Origin of the sequence: Paenibacillus sp. OAE614, from assembly GCF_040546645.1 — a bacterium.
GTDB lineage: Bacteria > Bacillota > Bacilli > Paenibacillales > Paenibacillaceae > Paenibacillus_AQ > Paenibacillus_AQ favisporus.
On record NZ_JBEPOD010000001.1, the window covers coordinates 2310265 to 2337211 of the forward strand.

The following is a 26947-nucleotide window of genomic DNA, read 5'->3' on the forward strand; positions in this document are numbered from 1 at the left end:
TTTTTTCGGAGACCGACGAATTTTCATATCCTGCTGCAACCAGTAAAAACGGCAGTGCGACCACGAATAACGGCGATTGTGAAGGGAGCATGGCCTGGTTACAATTCAGTTCATGACGAACGCCAATATCAACAATCAGAGAGGGTGGCAGCGATGAAGCAGGTGAAGGACGAGGTCATCAAGAATTCAGGGAGGTATAAGGAGGACTCCGGGCTTACGCGGGAAAGGTGCCTGGAGGCTATGGAATTTATTCGGCGGCAGGTGGACCGGAATCTCCAGACATTTCAAGACACGTTTCCGTCGGAGGCCAGCACGAATCTGGTATACCGGCAGACCGGAAACACGGAGTGGACGCCGGCATTCTGGACCGGGATGCTGTGGCTCGCTTACGAAACGACCGGCGATGCCAAATACCGCGCCGCCGCGGAAGGCCAGCTGGACAGCTACCGCAGGAGAGTGGAGGAACGGCGCTATACGGACACACATGATTTAGGATTCCTCTATACGCTGTCCTGCGTCGCATCCTACAAGCTGACCGGCAACGAGGATGCCAAGACGCTCGCCGTACAGGCAGCCGATCTGCTGATGGAGCGTTACTGGGACAAGGCGGGGATCATCCAGGCTTGGGGGAACCTGCAGGATCCGAGGCAGCAGGGGAGGATCATCATTGACTGCCTGATGAATCTGCCGCTGCTGTACTGGGCATCGGACGTGACCGGTAACCCCAAATATAAGGCTGCGGCCGAGTCTCACGCCCGGAAATCGGCGGAACACCTCATTCGGGAGGACGCGTCCAGTTATCATACCTTTTATATGGATATCGCCACGGGACTGCCGAAGTACGGCTCCACCGCGCAGGGGCATGCGGACGATTCGTGCTGGTCGCGCGGACAGGCGTGGGGGATCTACGGCTTTCCGCTCTCCTATCGCTATACCGGCGATCACAGGTATCTGCAGCTGACGGCCAGGCTGGCGAATTACTTCCTGAACCGGCTTCCGCAGGACGAGGTGTGCTACTGGGATCTTGTATTTACGGAAGGGGATGAGGAGCGGGACAGCTCCGCGGCGGCCATTGCGGTCTGCGGTCTGATTGAGACGGCGGCGCATCTGCCGCTGACCGATCCGCTGAAACGGCTGTACGAAAATGCCGCACTGCGGATTTTGAAATTCCTGGTCGATCATTATATGACTTGGCACGAGCCGGAGTCGAACGGCATTCTGCTGCATGCCGTATACAGCAAGCCGGGCGGAAACGGCGTCGACGAGTGCTGCATCTGGGGCGATTATTACATGTACGAGGCGCTGGTTCGCGTAACCCGGGACTGGAAGCCGTATTGGTAGAAGGGGGCAACACGTATGGGAGAGCAAGAAGTGCACAAGAGAAGCGATCCGGCCACGGCATGGTGGACGGATGCGAGGTTTGGCATGTTCATCCACTGGGGACTGTACGCAGCGCTGGCCAAGGGCGAATGGGTCATGTACGCCGACAAGATCCCCGTCCGCGAGTACGAGAAACTGGCCGGGGATTTTAATCCGCAGCAGTTTGACGCGGCAACCTGGGCACAGCTGGCCAAAGACGCAGGGATGAAATATATCGTCATCACGGCCAAGCATCATGACGGGTTTGCGATGTTCCATTCCAAGGCCGATCCCTTCAACATCGTGGACGCGACACCGTTTGGGCGCGATCCGATGAAGGAGCTTGCCGAGGCTTGCCGCGCGGCGGGAATCGTACTCTGCTTTTACTATTCGCATGTGATTGACTGGCACCATCCCCATTCGCTGCACAAAGAGCATAACAACACCTGGGATTACCATCTGGCGGAGAAGCACTTTCCCGAATACTGGGAAGGCAAGGCGAAGCCGCAGCTGAAGGAGCTGCTTACTTCTTACGGGCCGGTCGGCCTGCTCTGGTTTGATACGGCAGGCGGGTTATCGGAAGCGGACAGCCGCGATATGGTGGCCTTTGTGAAAGGACTGCAGCCGGACTGCCTTATTAATTCCAGGGTGTCGCACTTTATCGGCATGGGCGATTATGTCTCCAAGGGCGATAACGAGATCGGGATGAGCGGTGAAGACCAGCGGCCGTGGGAAACGCCGATGACTCTGAACCAGTCATGGGGCTACACGGACCGGGACCAGGTTTGGAAGACGGCGGAGGCGGTGATCAAGAAGCTGGTAAACGTCATCGGCAAGGGCGGCAACCTGCTCTTGAATGTCGGTCCAACGCCGGAAGGAACGATTCCGGAGCTGTCCGCGGAGCGACTGCGGGAGGTCGGAGAATGGACGCGGCGGAACAGCGACGCCGTTTACGGCACCGAAGGCAGTCCGTTTCCGGCCGAGCTGGAATTTGGAGCGGTGACAACCCGCCCGGGACGAGTGTATGTGCACGTTCATAACGACAAATGGCCTGCGGGCGGCTTGGTGATGCACGGTATCCGCGGCGAGGTATCGCGTATATACTGCCTGGCCGATCCGGAGAAAAAAGAACTGGCGTTTAGGCAATCGGTTGACGAGGGGCTCGATTTGCATGTGCTCAAAGTGGAGCTTCCAACCGAACCGGCTGACGAGCATGTGACGGTTATTGCCCTGGAAATGGCCGGAGAGCCTGATTTCGACCGGACGTTAACGCAGCTTGACGGCGGCCGGCTGCAGCTGGATGTCCCCCAAGCCAGCGTAACCCTTGTCAGTGAGGAAGACGAGGCAGAGGGGATTCCGGCGCTGCGGCAGGCGGAGTGGACCTTCAAGCTCGTTCAGCCGGGCACCTATGAACTGATGCTGATCAGCTTCAAGCGGCACGATCAGGATTGGCCCGGGCTGTATCCGGAACCGGTCGTCTTGGAGACGGATGGAAGCTGCCTGGTTACCGATCCGGCGGAAGACGGGGAGGATCCGGATTCTCCATCATGCCAGCATCCCTACATCCCGATACAGTCCCGATTGGGACAAGTGACGTGGCTGGAACCGGGAATCCATAGGCTGACGCTCCGTTCTTCCAAACTGAAGGACCCGTCTCCTAAATTCACGGAAATCTGGCATGCCGACGCGGTAAAGCTGCGTGCCCTAAGGCTTGTGCGGGTCCAGGATTAGCCGCCAGGATGAAGAAAAGTTAAGGCAGCATTAAAAAGATCAGTCCGTCATCTTACGAAAATACTGCGCTCCTTTCAAAGCGGCAGTATCGCAGGAACAGGCAGGTTCCCTATACTTTGGGTACCGGCAGCTTCACATTAAATCAGAGTCCGGTCAACTGGATTGATTTCAAAAAGGAGGCGCTTACATGAGAAAAAAAGCAGCTAAAAAATGGGGCACTGCGGTGCTTGCAGCCGCCCTGGTTCTGTCGCTTGCGGCCTGCGGCGGCACCTCGGGAAACGATCAGGCGAAAGGGGAGGCATCCACTAGCGGAAAAACAGCCGAACCGGAAAAATTAACCCACCTGACCTATTGGGTCAGCATGCACCCCGCTGCAGCCGCCCAAATGAAAACGTACGCGGAAATGGGCATGTATAAGGAACTGGAACGGATCACTGGCGTGAAAGTGGACTTCCAGCATCCGCCGACCGACTCCACTCAGGCTCAGGAGCAGTTCAACCTCATGATGGTCTCCGAGAAACTGCCGGATGTGATCGAAACTTCATGGATCGGGTATCCGGGGGGACCGGAGAAAGCGATCCAGGACAACAAAATTATTAAGCTGAACGATTTGATCGACCAATATGCACCGAATTTGAAAAAACTGCTGGATGAGCATCCCGACTGGAAAAAGCAGGTGACCACCGACGACGGAAGCCTCTATATGTTCCCGTTCTTCCGCGGCGGCGATAAGGTCCGTGTCTTCTACGGCCCGTCGATCCGCAAGGATTGGCTCGATAAGCTGGGCCTTCAGATGCCGACGACGATCGACGAATGGCATGAAGTGCTCAAGGCGATTAAGGAGAAGGATCCGAACGGCAACGGGAAAGCCGACGAAATTCCGCTGTATTTTACGAAGGACGATATCGGCACGGATGCGCCTTTCCTTGGCGCATGGGGCATCAACTACGGCTTCTACCAGATCGACAACAGCGTCAAATACGGACCGATCCAGCCGGAGTACAAGGAATTCCTGGCCACGATGAACCAATGGTATAAGGAAGGGCTGCTCGACAAGGATTTCGCCGCTCCGAACGACAAGCTGTTCGATGCCAAAATGACCGGCAACCAGCTGGGCGCCGCTCCAACGTATAATGGCGGCGGCATCGGCAAGTACGCCAACCTGATGAAGGATAAGGATCCGAAATTCAACCTGATGGCCGCTCCGTATCCGGTACTGAACAAAGGCGATAAGCCGATTTGGGGACAAAAGGATTTCGCCACGAACGGCATCGGCGCCGCCATCTCGACCAGCAATACGAACCCGACCGAAACGGTCAAGTGGCTGGACTATGCCTACGGAGAACAGGGCAATCTCCTGTTCAATTACGGCAAAGAAGGAGAAGCGTATACGATGAAGGACGGCAAGCCGGTCTTCCTGCCAGAGGTGCTGAACCCGCCTAGCGGCGTCAGTCTCCAGCAATCCTTTGCAAAGCATAACCGTTCGACGTGGAGCGCTCCGTTCGTGCTGAGCGATGAATTCCAGATGCAGTATTTGGCCCTCCCGAACCAGAAGGATGCCTTGACCGTATGGTCCCAGCCGACCGGGGAACGCAAAATGCCGCTCGTGACGCCGACCAAGGACGAGAGCTCCCAATTCGCTTCGATCATGACGGACATCAACACGTACAAGGACGAGATGTTCCTCAAATTCATCATGGGCGCGGAGCCGATCGACAACTTCGATAAGTACGTGAAGAAAATCGAGGCGATGGGCATTAACGACGCGATCAAAATCCAGCAGTCCGCCCTTGACCGGTTCAATAAGCGTTAATCCAAAAGCATAAGGCGGCGAAGATGCCGGGCAGAGGATGTCCGCTTCCCGGCTCGCCCCTTGTTCCAACACCACATTCCGCAGGAAAGGCAGGGGGTTACATGTGGCAGGTAACCGATAAGAAACTGATGAAGAAGCGCCCGCTGCGCAGCCGGACCGATCTAACCACGGGGCAAACCATCCGTAAGGATCTCCGCCGCAACTGGATCATTTATCTCATGGCGCTCCCCGTCATTGCGTATTACTTGATCTTTCATTACGGACCGATGTACGGTCTCCTGATCGCCTTTAAGGATTACTCGCCGGCACAAGGGATCTGGGGAAGCCCATGGGTCGGCTTCAAGCATTTTGACAGCTTTTTTAACGGCATTTATTTCTGGAGGCTTATCCGCAATACGGTCCTGATTAATTTCTATGATCTGCTATTTGGTTTTCCGGCGGCGATCCTGCTGGCGCTGCTCCTGAACGAGATCCGCAAAATGGCGTTCAAGCGATTCGTGCAGACGATCTCCTATTTGCCGCATTTCATTTCGATCGTCGTGGTCGCGGGGATGATGTTTGACTTTCTAAGCCGTGACGGATTGATCAATCAGCTGTTGGGGTTCATCGGCGTCGATCCGATCGATTTTCTGAAGGAGGCCGGCTGGTTCCGTTTCATCTTCGTATCGTCCGGCATTTGGCAGGGCATCGGCTGGGGCTCCATCATCTATTTAGCGTCGATCGCCAATATCGATCCTACATTGTATGAGGCGGCCAAAATCGACGGTGCAAGCCGCTGGAGACAAACGTTTCATATTACCATTCCGGGCATTATGCCCACGATTGTCATCATGCTCATTCTGAACATGGGACACATGCTGTCTGTGGGCAGCGAGAAGGTGCTTCTTCTGTACAATCCGCTGACTTACGAAACGGCCGATGTTATTTCCACTTATGTATATCGAAAAGGGATTTTGGAGGCGAGCTACAGCTTTACCGCGGCGGTCGGCCTGTTCAATTCCGTCATCAGCCTGATTCTGATCGTGTCGGCGAATGCCATTAGCAAACGCGTGTCCGAAAACAAACTGTGGTAGGAGGAATCATCCGATGATTGCACAAACGAACGGCGAAAAGGTATTCGGCGTGATCAATACGCTGCTGATGCTGCTGCTCTGCTTCGTTACACTGTACCCGTTCCTATATGTATTATTCGCTTCCTTGAGCGACGCGGCGAGCTTTATACAGCACCGGGGCATCCTCCTGCGCCCGCTTGGATTTAACTTTGATGCTTACAAAGCCGTCTTCAAGAACCCGATGATCACAAGCGGGTACCGGAATACGCTGTTTTACGTGGCCGCAGGAACGGCCATTAACCTGTTTATGACGGCTCTGGGGGCTTATGTGCTGTCGCGCCGGAACCTGTATTTTAAAAACCTGATGATGTTTGCGATCGTCCTGACGATGGTGTTCAGCGGCGGACTGATTCCGACGTACATCCTCGTCGGCAAGCTCGGCATGATGAATACGCCCTGGGCGCTGCTGATTCCGGGAGCGATCTCCACGTTTAACCTGATCATTATGCGGACGGCGTTCCAGGGCGTACCCGTGTCGCTCGAAGAATCGGCCAAAATCGACGGAGCCGGCGAGATGACCATTCTGTTCCGAATCGTTATTCCGCTCTCGATGCCGGTCATCGCGGTCATGATTCTTTGGTATGCGGTTGGGCACTGGAACTCGTATTTTCCGGCGCTGGTGTATTTGCGTGACCGGACGATGTACCCGCTGCAGCTCGTTTTGCGCGAAATCCTCATCGCCAATTCCACCGATTCCATGTCCACCGGCGTGGCTGCGGACGACAAGTATGCGATCGGCGAAACGATCAAATACGCCACCATCATCGTCTCGACCCTGCCGATTATCTGCCTGTATCCATTCCTGCAGAAGTATTTCGTCAAAGGGGTGCTGATCGGCGCCATCAAGGAATAAAAAACTGCCCGGAGCCCTGTCCCTTGCATTATAATGAACATACAAGTTTCATTGATGCGCATGTCGGTCGATACATGAACAAGGTAGGGGGAATGCTTGGTGAAACGGCTGCTTCGTCCGCTTGGAATCGGTCATCTGCGAAGCGTGTGGATGACGATGCTGATTTCCAATCTGGTTCTGCTGCTCATCCCGGTCTCTATGGGAGCCTTCTTGTACACCAAAGTCGAAGCAAGTTTGGAAAGCGGTGCCAACCGTTCCAATCAAGCGATGCTGGAGCAGCTCAAGCTGTCCCTGGACAGCAAATTAAGCGAAGTGGAAAAGCTGGCCCAACAGATCATTTTCGATCCGAAGCTGGAGTACCTGCTCAAACTGGACCAGAATGCAGGCGGTCCCGACCGGTACCAGTTCATCGAATTTATGAGGAACACGATGTCAAGACAGGGGAGCCTGACGAACTTTATCCTGGATTACTATGTCTATTTCCGCAACAGCGATCTGGTGCTGAGGCCCGGGCTTCTCACCGATTCGCACAAATTTTACGATATGTATTACAGCTATCAGGGCATGAGCTACGACCGCTGGCGGGAAAGCATGCTCACAAGCTTCCATACGATGGATTACCTTCCATCAGCCACGCTGCTGCGGACCGCCGAGTATGATCCGATGCAGAGCATCGAGAAAACGCCGCTGAACGTCATCACCTTCGCCCAGTCGCTTCCCGGGCGGGACCGGCGCGATATTACGGGGACCTTCGTCATTCTGATCGACGAGAGTCAGATTAAGGAAATGTTTGCCCAGATTGAATCCGCGAGTGACAGCTCGATCTACATCGTGAATTCGGACGGCCGTACAATCATGGCGACGGACCGCCAGCCGCTGCCGGGCGAATTATTGTCCCGGATCAACGGGACCGGCGGGTTGTTCAACCAAACGATTAATGGCGATCAGAAAATGGTATCGTACACCTCATCCGAAAAAGAAGGATGGAAATACGTTCTCGTTACGCCCAAAAGCGTCTTCATGCAGCAGATCATTCTAATCAAGCAGTGGGCGCTGATCCTGTTCGCCCTTTGTCTGGCCGTAGGACTGACCGCAGCCTTCATCTTCGCTTACCGAAATTACAGTCCGCTGCGTAAAACGGTCAATGCCATTCTCAGGGGCAATGAATGGAGCGGAAGGCCGCAGGTCAACGAATACGAGCTGATTTTGCAGTCCATTGAAGGCTCCCTGCATACCGAAAAAAATTTACGCAGCCTGCTCGCCCAGCAGACGCCCGTCATCCGCTCCAACTTTCTGCTGCGCCTGCTCCGTGGGCAGATGGATGTCGACGCGTCCCGGGAAGGCGGCCAGTCGCTGCGGTTTATGGATATCACGTTCGTCAGTGACGATTTCTCGGTCATGGTCGTGCAATTGGACAGCATCGCAAGGTTCAACGCAGAGCCGAGCGAGGAGCAGTGGGCGCTTGCCCGTTTTATCGTATCCAATATCGGCACGGATCTGATCGAGTATCCGCACAAGGCGTTTGCCGTTGAGCTGGACCGGGACCGGGTGGCGATCGTGTGCAACTTTGCCGCGGAACAGGCCGAGGGCGGCGAGAGGGTGACCCGTGAGCTGGCCACAGCGCTCAAAGGCATGATCGAGGAACGCTTCAAGATCGATGTTACCGTGGCGGTGGGCCTGCCTCACAGCGGTGCGAAGAGCATCAGCGAGAGCTATGCGGAAGCGGCGTCTGCCCTAGAATTCCGGATTGTTAAGGGCGGCGGGACGATCATTTATTTTCAGGATATTACGGATGTGCACTCCCATTATTACTACCCGGTCGATATTGAGGTACAGCTGATTAATTTCGTTAGGAGCGGCGACGCCGACCACGCCCTACAGCTGCTGGACACGATTTACGCGATGAATTTCGAATCGGGCAGCATTACGCCGGAATACGGGAAATGCCTGTTCTTTAACATCACCAGTACATATCTAAAAATTATGAACGCCACGGGCGTGGACCAGAATGACATTCTCGGACCCGATATCGATCTGGTGAAGGACATCTTCTCATATGAAACGGCCGAAGGAATGCACAAACGGATGAAGCGGCTGTATGAAATTTTGGCGGAGAGCATGGTTGCGGACAAGAGCGGCCACAGCGCCCAGCTTCTGCAGGACATGGATCAGTTCGTGGATGAGCACTTCACCGATTCGAACATGGGGCTTGGCATGGTGGCGGATCACTTCGATATGACGCCGCAGTACGTCTCAACCTTTTACAAAAAACAGAGCGGGATCAATCTCAGCGACCATATCGCCAAGAAACGGATTGAGCTTGCCAAACGCCATATGGCTGACAAGGAATTCACAAACGCACAAATCGCGCAATTGGTTGGATATACGAGCGACGTTGTCTTTATCCGGGCTTTTAAAAAGATCGAGGGCGTCACGCCGGGGAAATACCGGGAGCTGATGATGTCGTGCGTCTCGGATGAGACCGGGTGAGCTGCAAGAAAAGGCAGGGGAACAGCCTCTGCCTTTTTTTCGTTTGTTCCATCATTGGTGGAAAAGCCCGGAAAAGCTGGTTGACATTCTTCTCCATCCCTGAATATAATGTCCTTAACAAGTTTATATATGAATATATGCTCATATTATATTCGTGATTGGATCGGAGGCATTTTGATGACTGAAGCCGTCTCTAAGGTGAAGCGCGAGCTGCTGCTTGAAGGCTTGGATTGTGCAAACTGTGCCATGAAGATCGAGGATGGAGTCCGGAAGATGGACGGGGTTTCTTCCTGCTCAGTAAATTTCGTCAAGCAGACGCTGACTTTTGAATCCTCAGAAGATCAGGACCAATTGATACCGGAGATTACGAAGAAAATCAAAAAATTAGAACCGCATGTCAGTGTGCGCGAGTTGGTTCCGAAAGCGGGAGGAACTCATCCGCAAAGGTCCCGCGGCCATCATCATGAAGGGCACGCGCATGATCACGGTCATTCCCACGAAGGTCATGACCACGGAGCGGGCGGTCATTCACATGATCATGCCCACGGCCATGATCACGGTCATTCGCATGATCACGGCAGTTCCGGCATCCGGGTCATGTCGATCCGCCTGGCTGCAGGGGCGGTGATCACGGCAGCCGCGATGCTGCTGCCGGTCACGGGGTGGGCCGAGCTCGCCATGTTTCTGGCGGCCTATCTCATTACCGGAGGAGACATCGTTCTGCAGGCGCTCCGCAACATCCTTAGGGGCCAGGTGTTTGACGAGTACTTCCTGATGTCGGTTGCGACGATTGGGGCGTTCTGCGTAGGACAGTATCCCGAAGGGGTTGCCGTCATGCTCTTCTACCAGATCGGCGAAATGTTCCAGGGCATCGCGGTTAACCGTTCGCGCAAATCCATCAGTGCCATGATGGATCTCCGGCCGGAGTATGCGAACCTGAAGACAGGGGACGGAACGAAACAGGTGACGCCCGAGGAAGTTCAGGTCGGCGATTTGATCATCGTCAAACCGGGAGAGAAGATCCCGCTCGACGGCAAAGTGACCGAGGGCCGGTCGATGGCGGACACTTCGGCGCTGACCGGCGAGTCCGTACCACGTGAGCTGGAAGCGGGCGATGAGGTGCTGAGCGGATTCATCAATAAAAACGGCGTCCTTACCATCAAGGTGACCAAGATTTACGGGGAGTCCACTGCGGCCAAAATTTTGGACCTCGTCCAAAATGCCAGCAGCAACAAGGCCCCTACCGAGAACTTCATCACGAAATTCGCCCGTTTGTATACGCCGGTCGTCGTTATCGTCGCCCTGCTTCTTGCGCTCATACCCCCGCTCGTGGTGAGCGGCGCGACGTTCTCTGACTGGATCTACCGGGCGCTGATCTTTCTCGTCATTTCGTGTCCCTGCGCGTTGGTCGTATCGATTCCGCTCGGATTTTTCGGAGGGATCGGCGCCGCTTCCAAAGCGGGCATCCTGGTCAAAGGGAGCAATTACCTGGAAGCCTTGAATGATGTGAAATACGTTGTGTTCGATAAGACCGGCACGCTGACCAAGGGCACGTTCCGGGTGACCGAAACCCGTCCGGCCCACGACGGAATCAGCCCTGAACAGCTGCTGGAATATGCAGCCTTCGCCGAACTTCATTCGAGCCATCCCATTGCCGAATCGATCAGGGAAGCCTACGGGAAAGAAATAGATGCATCACGCTTACAGGACTACAATGAAGCTGCGGGACACGGCGTTCACGTGAAATTGGACGGCGTGGAAGTATTGGCCGGCAACGCAAAGCTGCTCAAGGAGGAAGGCATTGCGGCTCAGCAGCCGGATGCGCCGGGCACCGTCGTGTATGTGGCCGTAGACGGAGAATACGCCGGTTATCTGCTCATCTCGGACGAGGTGAAGGAAGATGCTGCTCAAGCGGTCGGCGCGCTTCAACAGCGGGGCAAACAGACGGTTATGCTGACAGGCGATGCACGCCCGGTGGCGGAGAAGGTCGGGAAGCTGCTTGGCGTTAACGAGGTGCATGCCGAGCTTCTTCCACAGGATAAGGTAGAGCATATGGAACAGCTGAGCCGGCTGAAGCAGCCTAAGGAAAAAATCGCTTTTGTCGGGGACGGCATGAACGATACGCCGGTGCTGGCGAGAGCCGACGTGGGGATCGCGATGGGCGGCCTGGGATCGGACGCAGCCATTGAAGCGGCGGATATCGTCATCATGACCGATGAGCCGTCCAAGATCGTCACCGCGCTTGGCATTGCGGGGCGTACGCGCCAAATCGTATGGCAGAACATCGTTTTTGCGCTGGCAGTCAAAGGGATCTTCCTGCTGCTTGGAGCCTTTGGCATCGCAACGATGTGGGAAGCCGTCTTCTCCGATGTCGGCGTCACTCTGCTGGCCGTCTTAAATGCGATGCGGGTGCTGAAGCTGAAATAATGAAACGATTCCAAAACTGTGGTGTACAAAATAACGGGCGGTCCGCTGTATGCGGTGCCGCCCGCTGCCGTTTGGGAAGCTCCTGCTAGTCCCCCGATATTCTTGTCACTTCTCCATAACGCTGCAGCCTACGCTCCACCTGTTTGGAGACCGCTTCCAGAGAACGTGGAATGTAGATATTTGAACCGCCGTTTCGCTGTTCTAACGCCTGAAGGGTTTCCCTTGGAATGAAAAACCGCTTGACGAAAAGGAGGGAGCCCTCTTTTTCCTGCAAAAGGTGGAGCAAAGAGGAGGAGAATGGCTTTTGATCCAAGGGGAGCATGATTATGGCTCGGTTATGTTTGCCGGACAGCTGTGCCGTACAAGCATCCACCGCTCCCGCCAGAGCTTCGGGCGCCGCAGCCTGAATTCGCTCGGTGCGAAGGCCCAGCCTGCGGAGCTGATCGATAACCCGCTGATGTATGTCGCCCGCTGCAATCACCTGCACTCCGCTTTGCGAAACAAGACCGGAAGGACGAAGCCGGACAAGCTCGATTAGGGTGGCCTCCGGTGTTACATATCTGCCTGTAAACAGCATGGTTCCGTTCTTTGAGGAAAGCAGGAGACGGCTTGCCGCAAGTGCGCCTGGTTTATCCTGGGGATCGGCTAGAATGACGACGTCCGGGCTGTTATTCTTGCTTCCGTCCGGCCAGTGGGTCCTGGAAAACTGCACCGCGGCTTGTACGGGATCCTTTGCCAGCAGCATTGCCGATAAAAGGGACGGATCCAAGGAAGGGTCCCGCCCGGTTTGGCCGGCGCTCCCGTCAACAACCTTAGGTTGTTGAATAGAATCATGGCCGAAGAACGTATCGGCACGTTCTGCATCAGCCACTCCTGCAGGCCATACAAAGCTCCATCCGGCATGAAAGGTTACCGAGAGAAAGAGAAATACTGATATCAGGCTTCTGTTCGTTCTGTTCATAAGGAGCTGCCTCCTGATCAATGGATTACTTGTTATCAGCATTGACCTTTATTGGAGCCGGCAACCCTTGGTTTCTTCTCAGGAAAAAATGAGGGGGCGTCGGATGGTTCGGTTGGCCGCGAAAGCAAAAAAAGAAAAGACCCTTCCGCCAAAGGCAGAGGGTCTTGGGTTAGAAATATTTATCCATGCTGGGTATGCTGCAGCGTCTGCAGGAAAATCTGTTCGATGTGCGTATCGTCAAGCGAGTAATAGGCCGTTTTGCCTTCCTTGCGGCGTTTGACGATCCGCAAATTGCGCAAATACCTCAGCTGGTGGGACACCGCGGATTGGCCCATGCCGAGCAGGGTGGTCAGGTCATGCACGCACAGCTCTCTTTGCAGCAGCGCGTCGATCAGCTTGACCCGCGTGGGATCACTAAAGGCTTTAAACCAATCGGCTACCTGCGAGGCAGCTTGATCATCGATCAGCGCTTCTTTGATTTTGCCCAATTCATTGTCTGAGCCCGTGCAGGTTGCGTCGCATTCCTGGGACGGATGGATGGACTGTTCCATGGCAATCACCTTTCTGTGAAAATCCGGAATAAAGGTTAGATACCTGTATTATATCAAAACGGCACCTTAAACGGAATAATTACTGTTAAGAAAATGTCCATGCTCCGCCGGCACTCGGGTCTGACATGATCAGGCACCGTGACCGGCTGCGAAGCCATCCGAATTTATATATCCGGCAAGCGGCATGGTATACTATGTAAAATGGACAACAATCAAAGGGGAGATACATGATGATGGGCAGTAAGGCAAGGCTGTCTGTGCTCGGAATCGTCCTGGGCGGGCTGCTGGTATCCGGCTGCTCGGATAAGGGCGGCCCGGATTCGGCGGAGCAGACGATGCAGCACGATCACGGCGCACACCAGCAGATGGCCGCAAACGGCGATCTGCAGGAGACGACCGGCGGGAAGGAGCAGCTTCCTTCGTTTCTGCAGCCGGCGAACGATACTGTCAGAACGGCCTATATGGCGGCAGCCGGGGTAAAGGAAGTGCTCAGCCAAATTCCATGTTACTGCGGATGCGGGGAAAGTGCAGGCCACAAAAGCAATTTGAACTGCTTTATTAAAGAAGTCAACCCGGACGGAAGTGTGGTATGGGACGATCACGGCACCCGCTGCGGCGTGTGCGTCGAGACGGCGCTTACTGCAGCTTCGCTGGTCAAAGAGGGCAAAAGCGTGAAAGAGATCCGCGCCATCATCGACCAGACGTATTCCAACGGGAAATACGCGGCGCCGACGCCAACGCCGGAAGTATAGCGGGGATAGGAATCTGGATTCAGGCAGCGCCGGATCTGGACCATGGTACCGAAATACGGGCAACATTTGTGCTGAATGCCGAATGGGAGCCCGAACGTGCCTAGTTATAATCGCCATCCGTTGACTGGCGCGCGAGTGAGCATGACAAAAAACAGTCCCGGCCAAGATATTGGTCGGGACTGTTTTTTAATGAGGCTACTGTGATGCATCCGTAGAACTGCGGACATTACTTGCTTCCCGCTGCATTTCCGGCGTCCAGGACCAGTCGCTGATCTGCGCGGCATCCGTCACGTGATGCACTTTGCTGGCACCGATGATGGCGGCTGTGACCGCGGGCTGATTAAGCACCCACGACAGTGCGTATTGGGAAAGGCTGACTTCGTATTGACCGGCAAGCACCGCGTATTTTTTGACAAGCTCATAATTCCGCTCGGTAAAATACTGCTGCAGCGGCTTCTCCCCGCTGGCGGCGCGGCTCTCCGGCGGGGCATCCCCTGGCGCTTTGTACTTGCCGGAGAGCATCCCGCGGGCCATCGGACTGTATACCATTACGCCGACGTCCTCCGAGGCGCAGAACGGAAGAAGCTCCTGTTCGATTTCCCGGGAGAGCAGGTTGTACTGCGGCTGCACGGAAATGAACTTTTCGAGGTTCATCCGCTCGCTGATCGCATGCGCTTTGGCAATCTGCCAGGCGGCATAGTTGGAGCAGCCGATATACCTTACTTTTCCCTGGCGAACAAGGTCGTCCAGAGCCCGCAGCGTTTCTTCCAGCGGCGTGTGCGGGTCGAAAATATGTACCTGGTACAGGTCTATATAATCCGTCTGAAGGCGCTGCAGCGACTTATCGACTTCGCGCAAAATATGGGTCCGCGACAGGCCGCTGTCATTTTTCCCGAACCCCGACCGGATGCCCACTTTCGTCGCCAGAACGACCTGATCCCGTCTGCCCTTCAGGGCACGGCCGATAATGTCCTCGCTTTCGCCTGTTCCGTGCGGAACGTCGGCATCCTGCCCTTTGCCGTAATAGTTGGCGGTGTCGATAAAATTGATTCCCTGGTCGATCGCGTGATCCAGGATCTGCACTGACGCTTCCTCATCGATCCATCTTCCAAAAGCCATCGTGCCCAGGCAAAGATTAGATACTTCCAAGCCTGTGCCGCCCAATTTGCGGTACTTCATGACATGTCAGCCTCCCATCTTGATTTGGTATCAGGGATTATAATAGCACAGCAGGACAGGGTCAACGCAAGGCGATAAAGGAATCCGATTGTAAGCGGAAACAAAATGCTTGAAATTGCTATGTGGCTGCGGTACGTTTGTAACGAAAGGGGTGTGAAACCATGGAAAATACAAGCCTGCAATTACCAAGAAGCAAACCGGAAGCGCTGGGCATTCCCGGGGCGGCCATCCTTGATTTTCTGGACGAGGTACAGGCCAATGGCATTGAGCTGCACAGCTTTATGCTGCTTCGCCGCGGACAGGTGGCTGCAGAAGGCTGGTGGGGGCCATATGCCCCGGAGCTGCCGCACATGCTGTTTTCGCTAAGCAAGAGCTTTACTTCCACAGCCATCGGTCTCGCGGTGCACGAGGGTCTGCTGTCTTTGGAAGACAAGGTCGTTACGTTCTTCCCGGACGACCTGCCGGAGGAAGTCAGCCCGAATTTGGGCGCGATGAACATCCGGCATTTGCTGATGATGGGCACAGGAAACGACCAGGATACGATGGGGGCCATTGATCGCTGCACCGAAGGGAATTGGGCTAAGGCGTTCCTGGCGGCACCGGTGGAGCATACGCCCGGCACCCATTTTGTGTACAATACCGGGGCCACCTACATGCTGTCGGCCATTCTGCAATCCGTGACCGGGCAGACGCTGCTTCAATTTTTGCAGAAGCGGTTGTTTGAGCCCCTGGGCATTCACAACCCCACCTGGGATTCCTGTCCGCGGGGAATCAATACTGGAGGTTTCGGACTGAGCATCACGACGGAAGACATCGCCAAGTTCGGCCAGCTGTTTTTGCAGCGAGGGGCATGGAACGGCAGCCAGCTGATTCCGGAAGCGTGGGTAGAGGAGGCGACCTCGAAACAGATCTCCAACGGAGACGGCGGGGAAAGCGACTGGGCGCAGGGATACGGCTACCAATTCTGGAGATGCCGGCACGGCGCCTACCGCGGAGACGGAGCCTTCGGCCAGTTCTGCATCGTCATGCCGGAGCAGGAGGCGGTGCTTGCCGCCACGAGCGGAACGAACCAGATGCAGGAAGTGATGAACGCCGTCTGGGAGCGTCTGCTGCCAGCGATGGCCGGAGAGGAGCTCCCGCTGGACGAAGAAACGCAGGACCGATTGCAGGAACGGATCCGCGGCCTGCAGCTTGCTCCGCTCGCGTACAGTATTCAACCGGAATTAGAATCCGCCGTCAGCGGCAAAAACTATGTGCTGGACGACAACGACATGAACTGGAGCCGGATTTCGGTCCGTTTCGAGGCCGATCAGGCGGTGGTTGACCTGTATGAGACCGGCGGGAAGCACTTTGCATTGCCTTTGGGACGCGGGAAATGGCTGGAAGGCACGTCCGATCTGATCATGCCCCGCGAGACCGCAACGGTGTCAAGCTTTACGTGGAAGTCCCCGGATACGCTGGAGCTGAGCATCCGCTTCATTGAGACGCCGTTTCATATTACGACGGACATCCGGTTTGAAACGGAAGACGCCGTCGTGCTGGATCACCGGATCAATGTATCCTTTGGTCCCAATGAGGCTCCGCCCATTACCGGGAGAGCTTGAAGACCGCATTGAATCGTTCAAATCATACGCCTATGAACACGTATTGAAATCAGGCATGCTCCTCTTCGCAGGGCATGCCTTTTTGCTGTGGCGCGATCCGGTAAGCGGCCGGGGGAATGCCGGCGGCAGCCGAGAACATCCTGGTAAAATAGTGGACGGAGCCGAATCCTGTTAGGTCGGCGATTTCCTTGACGGAGTGGTCCGTCTCGCGCAGAAGGTACGCCGCAAGCCGGATCCTTTCCTGGCGGACGTATGCCGTGAAGGTCATTTTGAGCTCCTTCTGGAACAAACGGGCCAGATGTCTTCCCGATATATGAAAATACCGCGCCACATCTTCCAGCTTTAGCGGCGACTCCAGGTTATCACGGATGAATTGGAGCGCCTGCCTCAGAGAAGCGGAGCGGGGGGGAGGCAGCGTCGGCTTGTGCTGCTGGCGGTCCGGCGTAAAGGTTTGCGGCAGCGCAGCCACAAGCGCAAGTACCAGCCGGTCCAGCGGAAACCGGGCGGTATCCAGTTCGGCGGCCGCTTGCATAATCGCTTTCCAGAGCAGGACGGCCGGACTGTCTTCAGCCCCATGAAGAATATAGCAGTCCGACTGCGCCAATCGCGCAAATTGACCGTTCCAGGGCGCTGAGGTGCGCCCGGCATCCACATCGAAGGCGAGCCATATGAGCTGCATCCCTGTGCTTTCAATACGGTGCATGCGGTAGGGATTGGAAATGAACAGCGTTCCTTTTGCTAACGGATGGATCCGGCCTTCATCAACATACCTTCCTTCACCGCCCGCCACATAACACATTTCAAAAAAAGAATGCTTATGCTCTAAGTTGCTCCGGTGCTCCGCAAGGGCTCCCCAATAATGTATGCGGATGCATAAATCCTCTTCGGTTAGCTCTCCGACGGTTGAATGCAGTTTAGACAGGGCGGCTCCCCAGACGAGATGATCCATTTCAAGTCCTCCTCATCCATTCGTGTCCGAATCCGACAAAAACAGGTTCCAATCCGGCAAAGACGTCAGGTGTCAGTTATCCCTATAATGAAGGCGTATTCACGATTTGTCATTCAAATGTTACGGGAGGGAACGGGAAGATGATTAGCAGAGAAGACGTCGAATTTTATAACGAAAACGGTTATTTGCTCGTCCGCGGCGTGTTCAGCACAGAGGAAGTCAAGGATATGCAGTATGCGGTGGAGCGTACGATTGCCAAGGCGGCTGCGGCCAAGCAGGACGCCAACCATACTTGGCAGGGGGATTACATTCCCCAGGACGAATTGAAGAAGCTGGTGCTCAAAGGCTTTCACGATCTGCAGTTTCACGACGCATGCTTCACCCGAGCCGTAGCACATCCGCGTATGACGGGCGTTCTGACGCAGCTGATCGGTCCTAACGTCCAGCTCCATCATACCAAAATGCTGGTTAAGCCGCCGGAGCAGGGCGCCGCTTTTCCGATGCACCAGGACTATCCGTATTTCCCTCATGATCGCCATACGATGCTTGCCGCCAGCGTTCATCTCGACGATGCGGATATGGAAAACGGCTGCCTGTGCGTCGTTCCCGGATCCCATAAGCAGGGACCGCTTCCCCATGTAGGCAGGTACTACCTCGATCACCGCGATTACCCGGTGAGCATGGGCACACCATGCCCGGCAAGCGCAGGCGATGTGCTGTTCTTCAACTACCTGACGATTCACGGGTCCGATCGCAACAAGAGCAGCCGGCCGCGCAGAAACGTCCTGTTTCAATACCGCGATCCTGCCGATCCGCCTAGCCGGGAGACTCATATCGATTGGGGCATGGGCATGATGGTCGCGGGGGAGGACCCGCAGTACCGTCAATATCATGCCAAGCTGGAGCTGAATGTGTAAGCTCACTCCGATTTCGAAAAGGCATGGACTCAAATAAAGGCTGCCGCATTGCGGCCGTCTTTTTTTGCGTTATTGCGACAATTTTGCAAAACCCCGCTATACAAAATACGCTATTCAATATAACATATATAATATATCAAATTAAGGAATCAGACGAATAGACCATTTTTTTAGTCAGGATGAATGTTGCGAACCCATGTTCCAGCCGATAATATATATAACAAAATCTCAAATTAAAGTATGGTGATCCTGTTGAATGTTACCGCACGGACCCCGCTGTATCAAAAAATACAGCAGTACATCCGGGAACTGATCGAGTCGGAAGGCCTGAAGTCCGGTGATCGCATCCCTACGGAGAAGGAACTCATGGAACGCTTTGATGTAAGCAAAATTACGGTTGTGAAAGCGCTGACCGGCCTCGCGAACGAAAACGTCATCAGCCGGGTTCCCGGAAAGGGCAGCTTTGTCAGCGAGCCGGCGGCCGCGGAAGAAGCTGAGGTACCGCGTCCCGTCTTTGGCCGGGCTCCGGAAGAGGTGAAGCCGAAAACGGGGCTCATCGGGCTCGTGATGCCTTCGATTTACGATTATTTTGCCGTCCGGCTGATCGACGGTGTCCGCAGAGGCCTCAGCAGCAAAGGATACCGGACCATGATTCTGCTGTCCGAGGGGGATTTGGAGCACGAAAAGGAAGCGATCAAAACCTTGAAACAGATCGGTGCGGAAGGAATTTTGGTGTTCCCGGTGGACGAGGAGCATTACAACGACGAAATTTTGAACCTGAAGTTTTCCGGCTTTCCTTTCGTTTTGATCGACCGGTTTCTGCCGGGTGTCGAAACCAATTACATCGCGGCTGACGGGCGGCTGGGGACGCGGCTTGCCGTAGAGCACTTGTGGGAGCTGGGCCACCGTGAAATCGCCATTTGCTCCGATTCTCCGCTGCAGACCGTCACCGTCCAGGAGCGCATCGAAGGCTACATGGACGCCTTGAAGGACAAGGGCGCGCTGATCAACCCGGCCCATATCATTACCGGCTTCCGGATTCATGCTTCAGATGAGCCGGAGAAGCACCCGCTGTACCGGTATATCCGCAGCGGTCTGGCGACCGCCTATATCACGCTGAACGGCAAGCTTGGCGTGCAGATCCAGCAGATGTCGAAGAGAAACGGGCTGTCCATCCCGGACGACCTCTCGATCGTCAGCTTCGACGACCCGACCTCCGTCGTGGAAGAGCTCAGCGTTTTTACGCATATCAAGCAGTTTGAATATGAAATGGGCTTACGCGCGGCGGAAACGCTGGTAGACATCATTGGGGAGGGGGCGGACCGGAGCGGCGGGTACACGAAGACGCTGCTCGTTCCCGAGCTGGTCGTCGGACAGACGACCGGCCCCGTAAAACCGCGTTAATTTTCCATCGGAAGAAGCGCTGCAGTATAGAAAAAAGACCTTTTCACTTCGAAAAGGTCTTTTTTATTTTTATTAACATATTGAATATGTTAAATATTTATATTATATTATGGTTAATCCAAGAGCTTCCATGAATCGACATCGTTTCAAGGGAGGTCAAGTAGATAAGAGAACAGCTGAATACATTGTGTAATCGCTTACATTTAGTTGAGGGGAGGAAGACTGAGAAACAAGCGCTTTGCCGAAACCTGGAACGTCCAAACTATCCGAAAACAGAGGTGGAGCTTATGAGTTCGTCAACACTGTGGAAGCGGATCTGGAAGCATAAGTTGTTTTACTTGTTCATGCTTCCGGGGATCATCTGGTTTTTTCTGTTCTCCTACGTTCCGCTTTACGGGATTCAGGTCGCCTTCCGCGACTATACGTTCGTGGGCGGTTTTACCGGCAGCCCATGGGCGGGATTGAAATACTTCAAGCAGTTTTTCGATTATTACCAATCGACAGACATTATCCGCAACACCATCATCATCAGCCTGATGAAACTGATCATCGGATTTCCGATGCCCATCATCCTTGCGATCCTCCTCAATGAAATCCGAAATCTGAAATTCAAGAAGACCGTTCAAACTTTATCCTATTTGCCTTATTTCATTTCCTGGATCGTTGTCGTCACCTTGATGCAGCGCCTCTTTGCTACCTATGGCGGGCCGGTGAACGACCTGCTGTCGTCGATGGGCGTAGAGCCGATCCAATTTCTGTACAACACTTCGTGGTTCTATGAAGTCATTATCGGCTCGGATGTCTGGAAGAACATCGGCTGGAACTCGATCATCTACATGGCGGCCATTGCGGGTATTGACCAGCAGCTGTATGAAGCAGCGAAAATCGACGGCGCCGGCCGTTTCCGCCTGATTTGGCACGTTACCCTGCCGGGCATCCGCAACGTTGCGGTCATTTTGTTTATTCTGGCGACGGGAAGCCTGATGAGCGCGGGCTTCGAACAGCTTCTGCTTCTGAACGGTCCATCCACCGCAGCCATTGGCAGCGTGCTCGACGTCCATGTCATCACTCAGGGCATTCAGCAGGGCCGGTTGAGCTATGCGGCGGCTGTCGGCTTGTTCCAGAGCCTGATTGCGCTGGTCCTGATCGTCACCGTCAACAGAATTGCGCGGAAGGTCAGCGACGTATCACTGTTCTAAGGAGGGAACATACGTGGAGAAACGGTCGTTTTCCTGGTTTACTGTATTGAATTATTTCCTGCTTACGCTGTTCGCCTTTTCCATGATTTATCCGTTCATATACGTGCTTGTGTATTCGCTTAATGACGGTAAAGATTCCATGATGGGGGCTCTGTATTTCTTTCCGCGGAAGTTCACGCTGGACAATTACGCCCAGGTGTTCGATAATCCGCAGATTTGGCAGGCTTATAAAATCACGATTTTACGGACGCTGCTCGGCACGGTGCTTAGCGTGCTGCTCAGTACGCTGATGGCCTATGCCTTGGCCAAAAAAACGCTGCCCGGGCGTACGTTTTTCACCTTTTACATTTTTCTGCCCACGATTTTCAGCGCAGGCTTTATCCCGTATTTCATTACGCTGCAGAAGCTTCACCTGATCAACAACTTCTGGGTGTATGTCATCCCGTTCCTGTTCAATTTTATGCATATCGTCATCATTCGGACGTTTATACAAGGTATCCCAGAAGAGCTCGAAGAAGCCGCCCGGATTGACGGCTTGGGCGATTTCCAAATCTTCATGCGCATCATACTGCCGCTGTCCGGTCCAGTACTGGCGACCATTTCGCTGTTCGTCGGCGTGATGCACTGGAACGACTGGTTCACCGGCACCTATTACGTGTCAAACAAAAGCCTCATCCCGGTGCAGACCCTGCTTCAGCAAATGCTGACAGAAGCAGAAGCGCTGTCGTCCTCGATGCAGCGGGCTGCGCAGCAGGGTGGACAAACCGTCAATGTCAACGCGGCGGGGGCTACGCCGGAATCGCTCCGGATGGCACTGCTCGTCATTACCGTGTTTCCGATCCTGTGTATCTATCCGTTCCTGCAACGCTATTTTGTCAAGGGAACGATGATCGGATCCGTCAAAGGGTAAGGATAGACGTCCTGCATGCGGGACTATATCATATACATTCATTCAAATTGGGAGGGTTCATATGAGAAAAAAGCGGTTTAAAATGGCAGCTTCTCTGATGGCGTTTACCCTGATATCCGGCATGCTGTACGGCTGCAGCAGCAGCGGCAGCGGCGACAGTGCGGATGGGGGAGACAAAGGCGCGGACTCCAAGACGGTTACGCTCACGGTGCTGAATAACTGGAACGGTTCCTCAGGCTCCGATTCGGAAACGAACCCTGTACTCAAAGCGATCGAGGAGAAAACCGGTATCAAGGTAAAAATCGACTACACGAAAGGCAGCGAGGCCGAGAAAGTCAACACGATTTTTGCAACGCAGGACCTGCCGGACATTTATACCGGCCCTGCCTGGGGCGGCGAGCTGGACGGTATCATCAAGGCAGCTAAAGAAGGCCAGCTCGTGGATTTAACGGATAAAATCGACCAGTATCCGAACCTGGCCAAGGCGATCGCCAAGGAAAACGTGCCGCCGGCGCTTTACGAAAAAGCGATTGGCGGAATTGACGGCAAGAAGTACATGATGTACCAGAACCAGCCGGCAACCGACAAGGACGTCAACGACTGGCTATACGGATTTTACGTGCGGAAGGACATTGCCGATAAGATCGGAGTCGATCCGCAGTCCGTGAAGACCAAGGACGATTTCTACAATTTCCTGAAAAAGATCAAGGACGCCAATCTGAGCGAAAACGGCGCACCGGTCATTCCGCTCGGCGGCTTCCATGACGGATGGGCGGTAGGCATCGGGAATACAATGTTCTACGGGGCCGATTACCAAGACAAAGGCGACGGTACGCTGGAGCATGTGTTCTTTACGAAAGCTTACGAGGATTACACGCTGTATTACCGCAAGCTGATTTCCGAAGGACTGCTGGATCCGGATGCTTTTACGCAGACCGACCCGATCGCGAACGAGAAAATCAAGCAGGGGCGCATCGCGGTACTGTCAGCCCATTATCCAGCAATCTTGGACGCTTCCAAGGAATATGTGAAAGCGCATCCGGGCAGCGATTACGTCCCTGTCGGACCTCTTGAGCGGGCAGGGGCAGAACCGAACCGTCCGGTCGACCTGAACATTCAAGGAAATAACGTTACCGTCATCACGAAAAAAGCCAAAAACGTCGACGCCGCGCTGAAGCTGCTCGATTTCCTCGCTTCCGACGAAGGCTTCATGCTGGTGCATTACGGCATTCAGGGGACGCATTGGGATATGGCTGATGGCAAACCGGCCGCCAAGCAGGAATGGTTCGACAAGTTTACGGCGGACACGACGGGCAAAGCCAAGAAGAACGAAGGCATCAGCATCGGTCTGGAAAATATGACCGGCATGGACCGTATTAATTCGGTCGGCGGCGGAGACATTTGGGCAGACCAGGAACGCCTGAAAGCGATGGACAACGCGCGTAAAATTTTGCGTCCGAACGGCATCAGCGTCATTTCCGCCTTCAATCCGGGAGATGTGATCACCAAGTCGCCGCAATGGGAAACGCTTAAGCCGTCCATGGACCAAATCAACGACGTATGGAAGCAGGCGATCTTCGCCAAGTCGGACGATGCGGCCCTCAAGGTGATCAACGACCTTCGCGAGCAAATCAAGAACACCGGTTACGATGACGCCATGAAGTTTGTAAACGAAGAACTGAAAGGGAAAGAAGTCGTCAAATTGTCGATGCCTAACTAAAGGAGGGTTTACCCTTGAGCAGCCGATTGGGAAGCAAAGGGCCGGAGTGGACGGGATTTCAGGAATCCCGTCCTTACGGGCCGAAGTATGATCTCCGCACGGATTTCGTCATGGTCTACGGCATATCAGATGATTTGCCGGAGCGCATTCAGGGCTGGAAGCAGGCAGGATACACGATTCATCTGATGACCGGCGTATCTTGGGGGGAGTACCAGGATTATTTGTACGGCCGCTTCGACGGGCGCAATCACTGGGATGAAGCCCAGGTCAACCGGGCGGGTGATCAGGTAAGCCACGGCAAGGACGTCCCGTACATGGTGCCGACCGTCTCGTTCGCCGAGTATTTGGCGACCCACATCAAGCGGGCGATCGACAGCGGCGTCGAGGCCATCCATATGGAGGAACCGGAATTCTGGGCGGCTTCGGGTTACTCCGAAGCCTTCAAGCGGGAGTGGCGGAACTATTACGGCGAGGATTGGATTCCTCCTCACTCGTCGCCTGACGCCCAATACCGCGCATCCAAGCTGAAAGCGTATGTGTACTACCGGACGCTGGACCGGATCTGCAGCCAGATGAAGGAGTATGCGCTTGTTCACTATGGCCGCACAGTCCGCTTCTATGTCCCGACGCACAGCCTGATCAACTACACCCAGTGGCGGATCATCAGCCCGGAAGCGCTGCTTGTGAACATGCCGGCCTGCGACGGCTTCATCGCCCAGATCTGGACGGGAACCGCTCGGACTGCAAACGTCTATAAGGGTATCCGCAAGGAGCGCACCTTTGAAACGGCATTCCTGGAGTATGGCGTCATGCAGGAGCTGACCCGCGGCACGGGCCGCGAAATGTGGTTCCTTCACGACCCGATCGAGGATAATCCGCGCTATACGTGGAAGGATTACGCGTACAATTACCGCTCGACGGTCGTGGCCTCGCTGCTGCATCCGGGCGTTTCCCAATACGAGGTATGTCCTTGGCCTTGGCGGGTGTTCGAACGGGGGTACCCGAAGGAGGACGGCAGCGGCAAGGAAATCATTCCGGCAGGCTACAAAACGTCCCTGCTCACCGTCATGAACGTGCTGCGTGACATTCACCGGTATGACGGGGATGTGCAGGAAGGCAAGGCGACGACCGGCGTCGGTGTTCTCCTGGCGAACTCTGCGATGTATCAGCGGGGGGACGTCGATCCGGAAGAAGACGGACGCAAGCAGGAGTTTAAGTACGATGGCACCTCCGGCACGGAAGAGCTGAGCGAAGCGCAGCAGGAGCTGCTGGATTGGTCCGCCTTTTACGGGATGGCGCTGCCCCTCGTCAAAGCAGGCATTCCGTTGCGGCCGGTCCAGCTGGACAATATCCTGACCTTTCCCGGATATTTGGCGGATTACCGCGTGCTGCTGCTGAGCTACGAGCTGATGAAGCCGGAGCATCCCGGTATTCACCAGGTTCTCGGGCAGTGGGTCCGCGAGGGAGGCGTATTGATTTATTACGGCGATGGGAGCGATCCATTCCACAACGTGCAGGAATGGTGGAACCGTGACGCCGGCCGCGCCTATGACCGGCCGGAAGAGCATCTGTTCGAGTCGATGGGGCTGGGGCGTAACCCGGGCGAAGGAGAGCACCGGGTCGGCGATGGGGCCGTGCTGTACTACCGGCAGCATCCTGCGGAATTGTCCCGCTCGGATGCAGGCGCCGAGCAGGTGCGGAGCAGCGTGCGTCAGGCGCTTCAGTTCCGCGGGGAGCAGGACGCGTACCTTGAGAGCGGCCTGCTTCACATCCGGCGCGGTCCGTATGTGATCGCGCATGCGCTCGACGAGCGCGATGCCGCGGAGCCGGCGGCACAGCTCGAAGGGGCGTTCGTCGATCTCTTTAATCCGGAGCTGCCCGTGCTGAGCCGCGTGGAACTTCAGCCCGGTGATGACCGCCTTCTGTATGATCTGGACCATCCGGCGGCACAGTTGCAGGACCAGCCGGTCATTCTTGTCAGCGCATCCCGAATTCGCGAGGAGCAGTACCTCGAAGGCAAGCTGACATTCGTCTCCGAGTCCCCTTCCGAAATGACGGTCAGCACGCGTATTCGCGTTCCGGCTGAACCGTCGGCAGTGACGGCAGGGGGACAGCCGGCAGCCTGTGCCTATGATCCCGGTTCAAAAACGGTCTTGATCCGATACCCCGGCGTAACGGAAGGGATTGAGATCGCGGTGAATTGGGCGGAATAAGCTTATCTGCATGAGATTTTGATGAAAACCGGTGGAACCCCTTGGTTCCGCCGGTTTTTTGGCCCTATTGCTGTCTAGGTCATCACCTCTGGAGTTCTGGTATCGAGGCAACCGCTTGCGTCGGCCCTTCAAAATCGATCAAAAATTTTTATCAGGGTGTTCTCAGCTTGTCCCGGCTTGTCCATCGGTTTGAAGACATCCTCTAATTTGTGTTAGAATAATCATATATGAATTTTTCACAAGAGGGGGGATAGGATGGCAGCATGGATGAATAGACTTCGGATGATGTTCATTGTCGTTCTGGGTGTCATTCAGATGGCAACCTTTCCCGTTTCCCTGGAAGAAGAAGTGTTTACCTCCCCTGCAAGTTCGACGGAAACCGAGACGGTGTACAGCCGGATCGATCCTCCAAGCAAACCGCTGGTACGGAAAACGCCAACCCTCATGCAGAGACTGATCATGCTGGCGTCAGCGCTTCCTCTCTGTTTTGTGCTGCCGCTGCTGCTTGTGCTGCGTATTCCGAAACCGCGGCTACCCTTTGTTCCGTGTGTTTTCCTCCGTAAAAAATATTTACTGCTGCTTCCGATAAAATTTACCTCGAGTTATGTGGCTTAATCTCCTTCCTGAATAGACGGTTCCTTATTGGCATGCGCCGGGGCATTCTCGCACCTGGACTGTAAAAAAGCCGATAGCGGGACGGTTCATTTCGTGTACCCAAAAATCGATGAAAGACCGCAGGATGGCTTGGCCTGTGATAGCTGCTGTTCGCTGCGTATGGCAATGCCGTTGTGTTGGCTGACGTG

At 54.9% G+C, this 26947-nt stretch carries 20 protein-coding genes; 16 read left to right on the plus strand and 4 right to left on the minus strand.

Annotated elements, in window-relative coordinates; all coding sequences use genetic code 11:
- Positions 1–153: 153 nt before the first annotated feature.
- From ABIE48_RS10900 to ABIE48_RS10930, 7 genes are all read left to right on the plus strand, one after another.
- Positions 154–1341: a glycoside hydrolase family 88 protein gene (locus tag ABIE48_RS10900; protein ID WP_192714577.1), complete on the plus strand. Its 1188-nt coding sequence runs from the start codon at positions 154–156 to the stop codon at positions 1339–1341.
- A 15-nt stretch (positions 1342–1356) separates the two neighbouring features.
- Complete coding sequence (locus tag ABIE48_RS10905) at positions 1357–3090, plus strand: alpha-L-fucosidase (RefSeq protein ID WP_192714576.1); 1734 nt, start codon at positions 1357–1359, stop codon at positions 3088–3090.
- 187 nt (positions 3091–3277) lie between these two features.
- A complete protein-coding gene (locus tag ABIE48_RS10910; RefSeq protein WP_192714575.1) occupies positions 3278–4903 on the plus strand; it encodes a type 2 periplasmic-binding domain-containing protein in 1626 nt (541 codons plus the stop codon).
- A 128-nt stretch (positions 4904–5031) separates the two neighbouring features.
- Positions 5032–5976, plus strand: a complete 945-nt coding sequence (locus ABIE48_RS10915) for an ABC transporter permease (protein WP_116231734.1) — start codon at positions 5032–5034, stop codon at positions 5974–5976.
- Between the two features lie 13 nt (positions 5977–5989).
- Positions 5990–6868, plus strand: a complete 879-nt coding sequence (locus ABIE48_RS10920; protein WP_145021122.1) for a carbohydrate ABC transporter permease — start codon at positions 5990–5992, stop codon at positions 6866–6868.
- 99 nt (positions 6869–6967) lie between these two features.
- Positions 6968–9358 carry a helix-turn-helix domain-containing protein gene (locus ABIE48_RS10925; RefSeq protein ID WP_260869206.1) on the plus strand — a complete coding sequence of 797 codons (2391 nt, stop codon included), beginning with the start codon at positions 6968–6970 and terminating at the stop codon, positions 9356–9358.
- A gap of 177 nt (positions 9359–9535) precedes the next feature.
- On the plus strand, positions 9536–11785 hold the full coding sequence (locus ABIE48_RS10930; RefSeq protein ID WP_192714574.1) for a heavy metal translocating P-type ATPase: 2250 nt from the start codon (positions 9536–9538) through the stop codon (positions 11783–11785).
- A gap of 85 nt (positions 11786–11870) precedes the next feature.
- Here ABIE48_RS10930 and ABIE48_RS10935 read toward each other — a convergent pair whose 3' ends face one another.
- Both ABIE48_RS10935 and ABIE48_RS10940 read right to left on the minus strand, forming a co-directional pair.
- Positions 11871–12746 (minus strand): hypothetical protein, encoded by an 876-nt coding sequence (locus ABIE48_RS10935; protein ID WP_192714573.1) that lies wholly within the window; start codon positions 12744–12746, stop codon positions 11871–11873.
- A gap of 179 nt (positions 12747–12925) precedes the next feature.
- Positions 12926–13297, minus strand: a complete 372-nt coding sequence (locus ABIE48_RS10940) for an ArsR/SmtB family transcription factor (RefSeq protein WP_076167400.1) — start codon at positions 13295–13297, stop codon at positions 12926–12928.
- A gap of 227 nt (positions 13298–13524) precedes the next feature.
- On the opposite strand from ABIE48_RS10940, the gene ABIE48_RS10945 reads away from it, so the two are divergent.
- A complete protein-coding gene (locus ABIE48_RS10945; RefSeq protein WP_397340990.1) occupies positions 13525–14049 on the plus strand; it encodes a PCYCGC motif-containing (lipo)protein in 525 nt (174 codons plus the stop codon).
- A gap of 195 nt (positions 14050–14244) precedes the next feature.
- On the opposite strand, the gene ABIE48_RS10950 is transcribed toward ABIE48_RS10945, so the two are convergent.
- Positions 14245–15228 (minus strand): aldo/keto reductase, encoded by a 984-nt coding sequence (locus ABIE48_RS10950; RefSeq protein WP_145021112.1) that lies wholly within the window; start codon positions 15226–15228, stop codon positions 14245–14247.
- Positions 15229–15389: 161 nt separating this feature from the next.
- Here ABIE48_RS10950 and ABIE48_RS10955 point away from each other — a divergent pair, with 161 nt between their 5' ends.
- On the plus strand, positions 15390–16832 hold the full coding sequence (locus ABIE48_RS10955; protein WP_192714572.1) for a serine hydrolase domain-containing protein: 1443 nt from the start codon (positions 15390–15392) through the stop codon (positions 16830–16832).
- A 49-nt stretch (positions 16833–16881) separates the two neighbouring features.
- Here the strand turns inward: ABIE48_RS10955 and ABIE48_RS10960 are convergent, their stop codons facing one another.
- Complete coding sequence (locus ABIE48_RS10960; RefSeq protein WP_192714571.1) at positions 16882–17781, minus strand: AraC family transcriptional regulator; 900 nt, start codon at positions 17779–17781, stop codon at positions 16882–16884.
- A gap of 140 nt (positions 17782–17921) precedes the next feature.
- On the opposite strand from ABIE48_RS10960, the gene ABIE48_RS10965 reads away from it, so the two are divergent.
- The 7 genes from ABIE48_RS10965 to ABIE48_RS10995 all read left to right on the plus strand — a co-directional run bounded on the left by ABIE48_RS10965 (position 17922) and on the right by ABIE48_RS10995 (position 26759).
- Positions 17922–18698: a phytanoyl-CoA dioxygenase family protein gene (locus tag ABIE48_RS10965; RefSeq protein ID WP_145021103.1), complete on the plus strand. Its 777-nt coding sequence runs from the start codon at positions 17922–17924 to the stop codon at positions 18696–18698.
- Between the two features lie 240 nt (positions 18699–18938).
- Positions 18939–20102, plus strand: coding sequence for a GntR family transcriptional regulator (locus ABIE48_RS10970; protein WP_397340987.1), 1164 nt, complete (start codon positions 18939–18941; stop codon positions 20100–20102).
- Between the two features lie 287 nt (positions 20103–20389).
- Positions 20390–21301 (plus strand): ABC transporter permease, encoded by a 912-nt coding sequence (locus tag ABIE48_RS10975; protein WP_089546755.1) that lies wholly within the window; start codon positions 20390–20392, stop codon positions 21299–21301.
- A 13-nt stretch (positions 21302–21314) separates the two neighbouring features.
- Positions 21315–22211 carry a carbohydrate ABC transporter permease gene (locus tag ABIE48_RS10980; protein ID WP_145021098.1) on the plus strand — a complete coding sequence of 299 codons (897 nt, stop codon included), beginning with the start codon at positions 21315–21317 and terminating at the stop codon, positions 22209–22211.
- A 61-nt stretch (positions 22212–22272) separates the two neighbouring features.
- Positions 22273–23931 (plus strand): extracellular solute-binding protein, encoded by a 1659-nt coding sequence (locus ABIE48_RS10985; RefSeq protein ID WP_145021095.1) that lies wholly within the window; start codon positions 22273–22275, stop codon positions 23929–23931.
- Positions 23932–23945: 14 nt separating this feature from the next.
- Positions 23946–26144 (plus strand): hypothetical protein, encoded by a 2199-nt coding sequence (locus ABIE48_RS10990; protein ID WP_192714570.1) that lies wholly within the window; start codon positions 23946–23948, stop codon positions 26142–26144.
- 267 nt (positions 26145–26411) lie between these two features.
- Positions 26412–26759 carry a hypothetical protein gene (locus ABIE48_RS10995; protein ID WP_143811838.1) on the plus strand — a complete coding sequence of 116 codons (348 nt, stop codon included), beginning with the start codon at positions 26412–26414 and terminating at the stop codon, positions 26757–26759.
- The last annotated feature ends 188 nt before the right edge of the window (positions 26760–26947 follow it).

Coding starts and splice junctions, on each gene's coding strand:
- ABIE48_RS10900 (WP_192714577.1), top strand. CDS start 154: ATGAAGCAGGTGAAGGACGAGGTCATCAAGAATTCAGGGAGGTATAAG.
- ABIE48_RS10905 (WP_192714576.1), top strand. CDS start 1,357: ATGGGAGAGCAAGAAGTGCACAAGAGAAGCGATCCGGCCACGGCATGG.
- ABIE48_RS10910 (WP_192714575.1), top strand. CDS start 3,278: ATGAGAAAAAAAGCAGCTAAAAAATGGGGCACTGCGGTGCTTGCAGCC.
- ABIE48_RS10915 (WP_116231734.1), top strand. CDS start 5,032: ATGAAGAAGCGCCCGCTGCGCAGCCGGACCGATCTAACCACGGGGCAA.
- ABIE48_RS10920 (WP_145021122.1), top strand. CDS start 5,990: ATGATTGCACAAACGAACGGCGAAAAGGTATTCGGCGTGATCAATACG.
- ABIE48_RS10930 (WP_192714574.1), top strand. CDS start 9,536: ATGACTGAAGCCGTCTCTAAGGTGAAGCGCGAGCTGCTGCTTGAAGGC.
- ABIE48_RS10935 (WP_192714573.1), bottom strand. CDS start 12,746: ATGAACAGAACGAACAGAAGCCTGATATCAGTATTTCTCTTTCTCTCG.
- ABIE48_RS10940 (WP_076167400.1), bottom strand. CDS start 13,297: ATGGAACAGTCCATCCATCCGTCCCAGGAATGCGACGCAACCTGCACG.
- ABIE48_RS10945 (WP_397340990.1), top strand. CDS start 13,525: ATGATGATGGGCAGTAAGGCAAGGCTGTCTGTGCTCGGAATCGTCCTG.
- ABIE48_RS10950 (WP_145021112.1), bottom strand. CDS start 15,228: ATGAAGTACCGCAAATTGGGCGGCACAGGCTTGGAAGTATCTAATCTT.
- ABIE48_RS10955 (WP_192714572.1), top strand. CDS start 15,390: ATGGAAAATACAAGCCTGCAATTACCAAGAAGCAAACCGGAAGCGCTG.
- ABIE48_RS10960 (WP_192714571.1), bottom strand. CDS start 17,781: ATGGATCATCTCGTCTGGGGAGCCGCCCTGTCTAAACTGCATTCAACC.
- ABIE48_RS10965 (WP_145021103.1), top strand. CDS start 17,922: ATGATTAGCAGAGAAGACGTCGAATTTTATAACGAAAACGGTTATTTG.
- ABIE48_RS10970 (WP_397340987.1), top strand. CDS start 18,939: ATGGTGATCCTGTTGAATGTTACCGCACGGACCCCGCTGTATCAAAAA.
- ABIE48_RS10975 (WP_089546755.1), top strand. CDS start 20,390: ATGAGTTCGTCAACACTGTGGAAGCGGATCTGGAAGCATAAGTTGTTT.
- ABIE48_RS10985 (WP_145021095.1), top strand. CDS start 22,273: ATGAGAAAAAAGCGGTTTAAAATGGCAGCTTCTCTGATGGCGTTTACC.
- ABIE48_RS10995 (WP_143811838.1), top strand. CDS start 26,412: ATGAATAGACTTCGGATGATGTTCATTGTCGTTCTGGGTGTCATTCAG.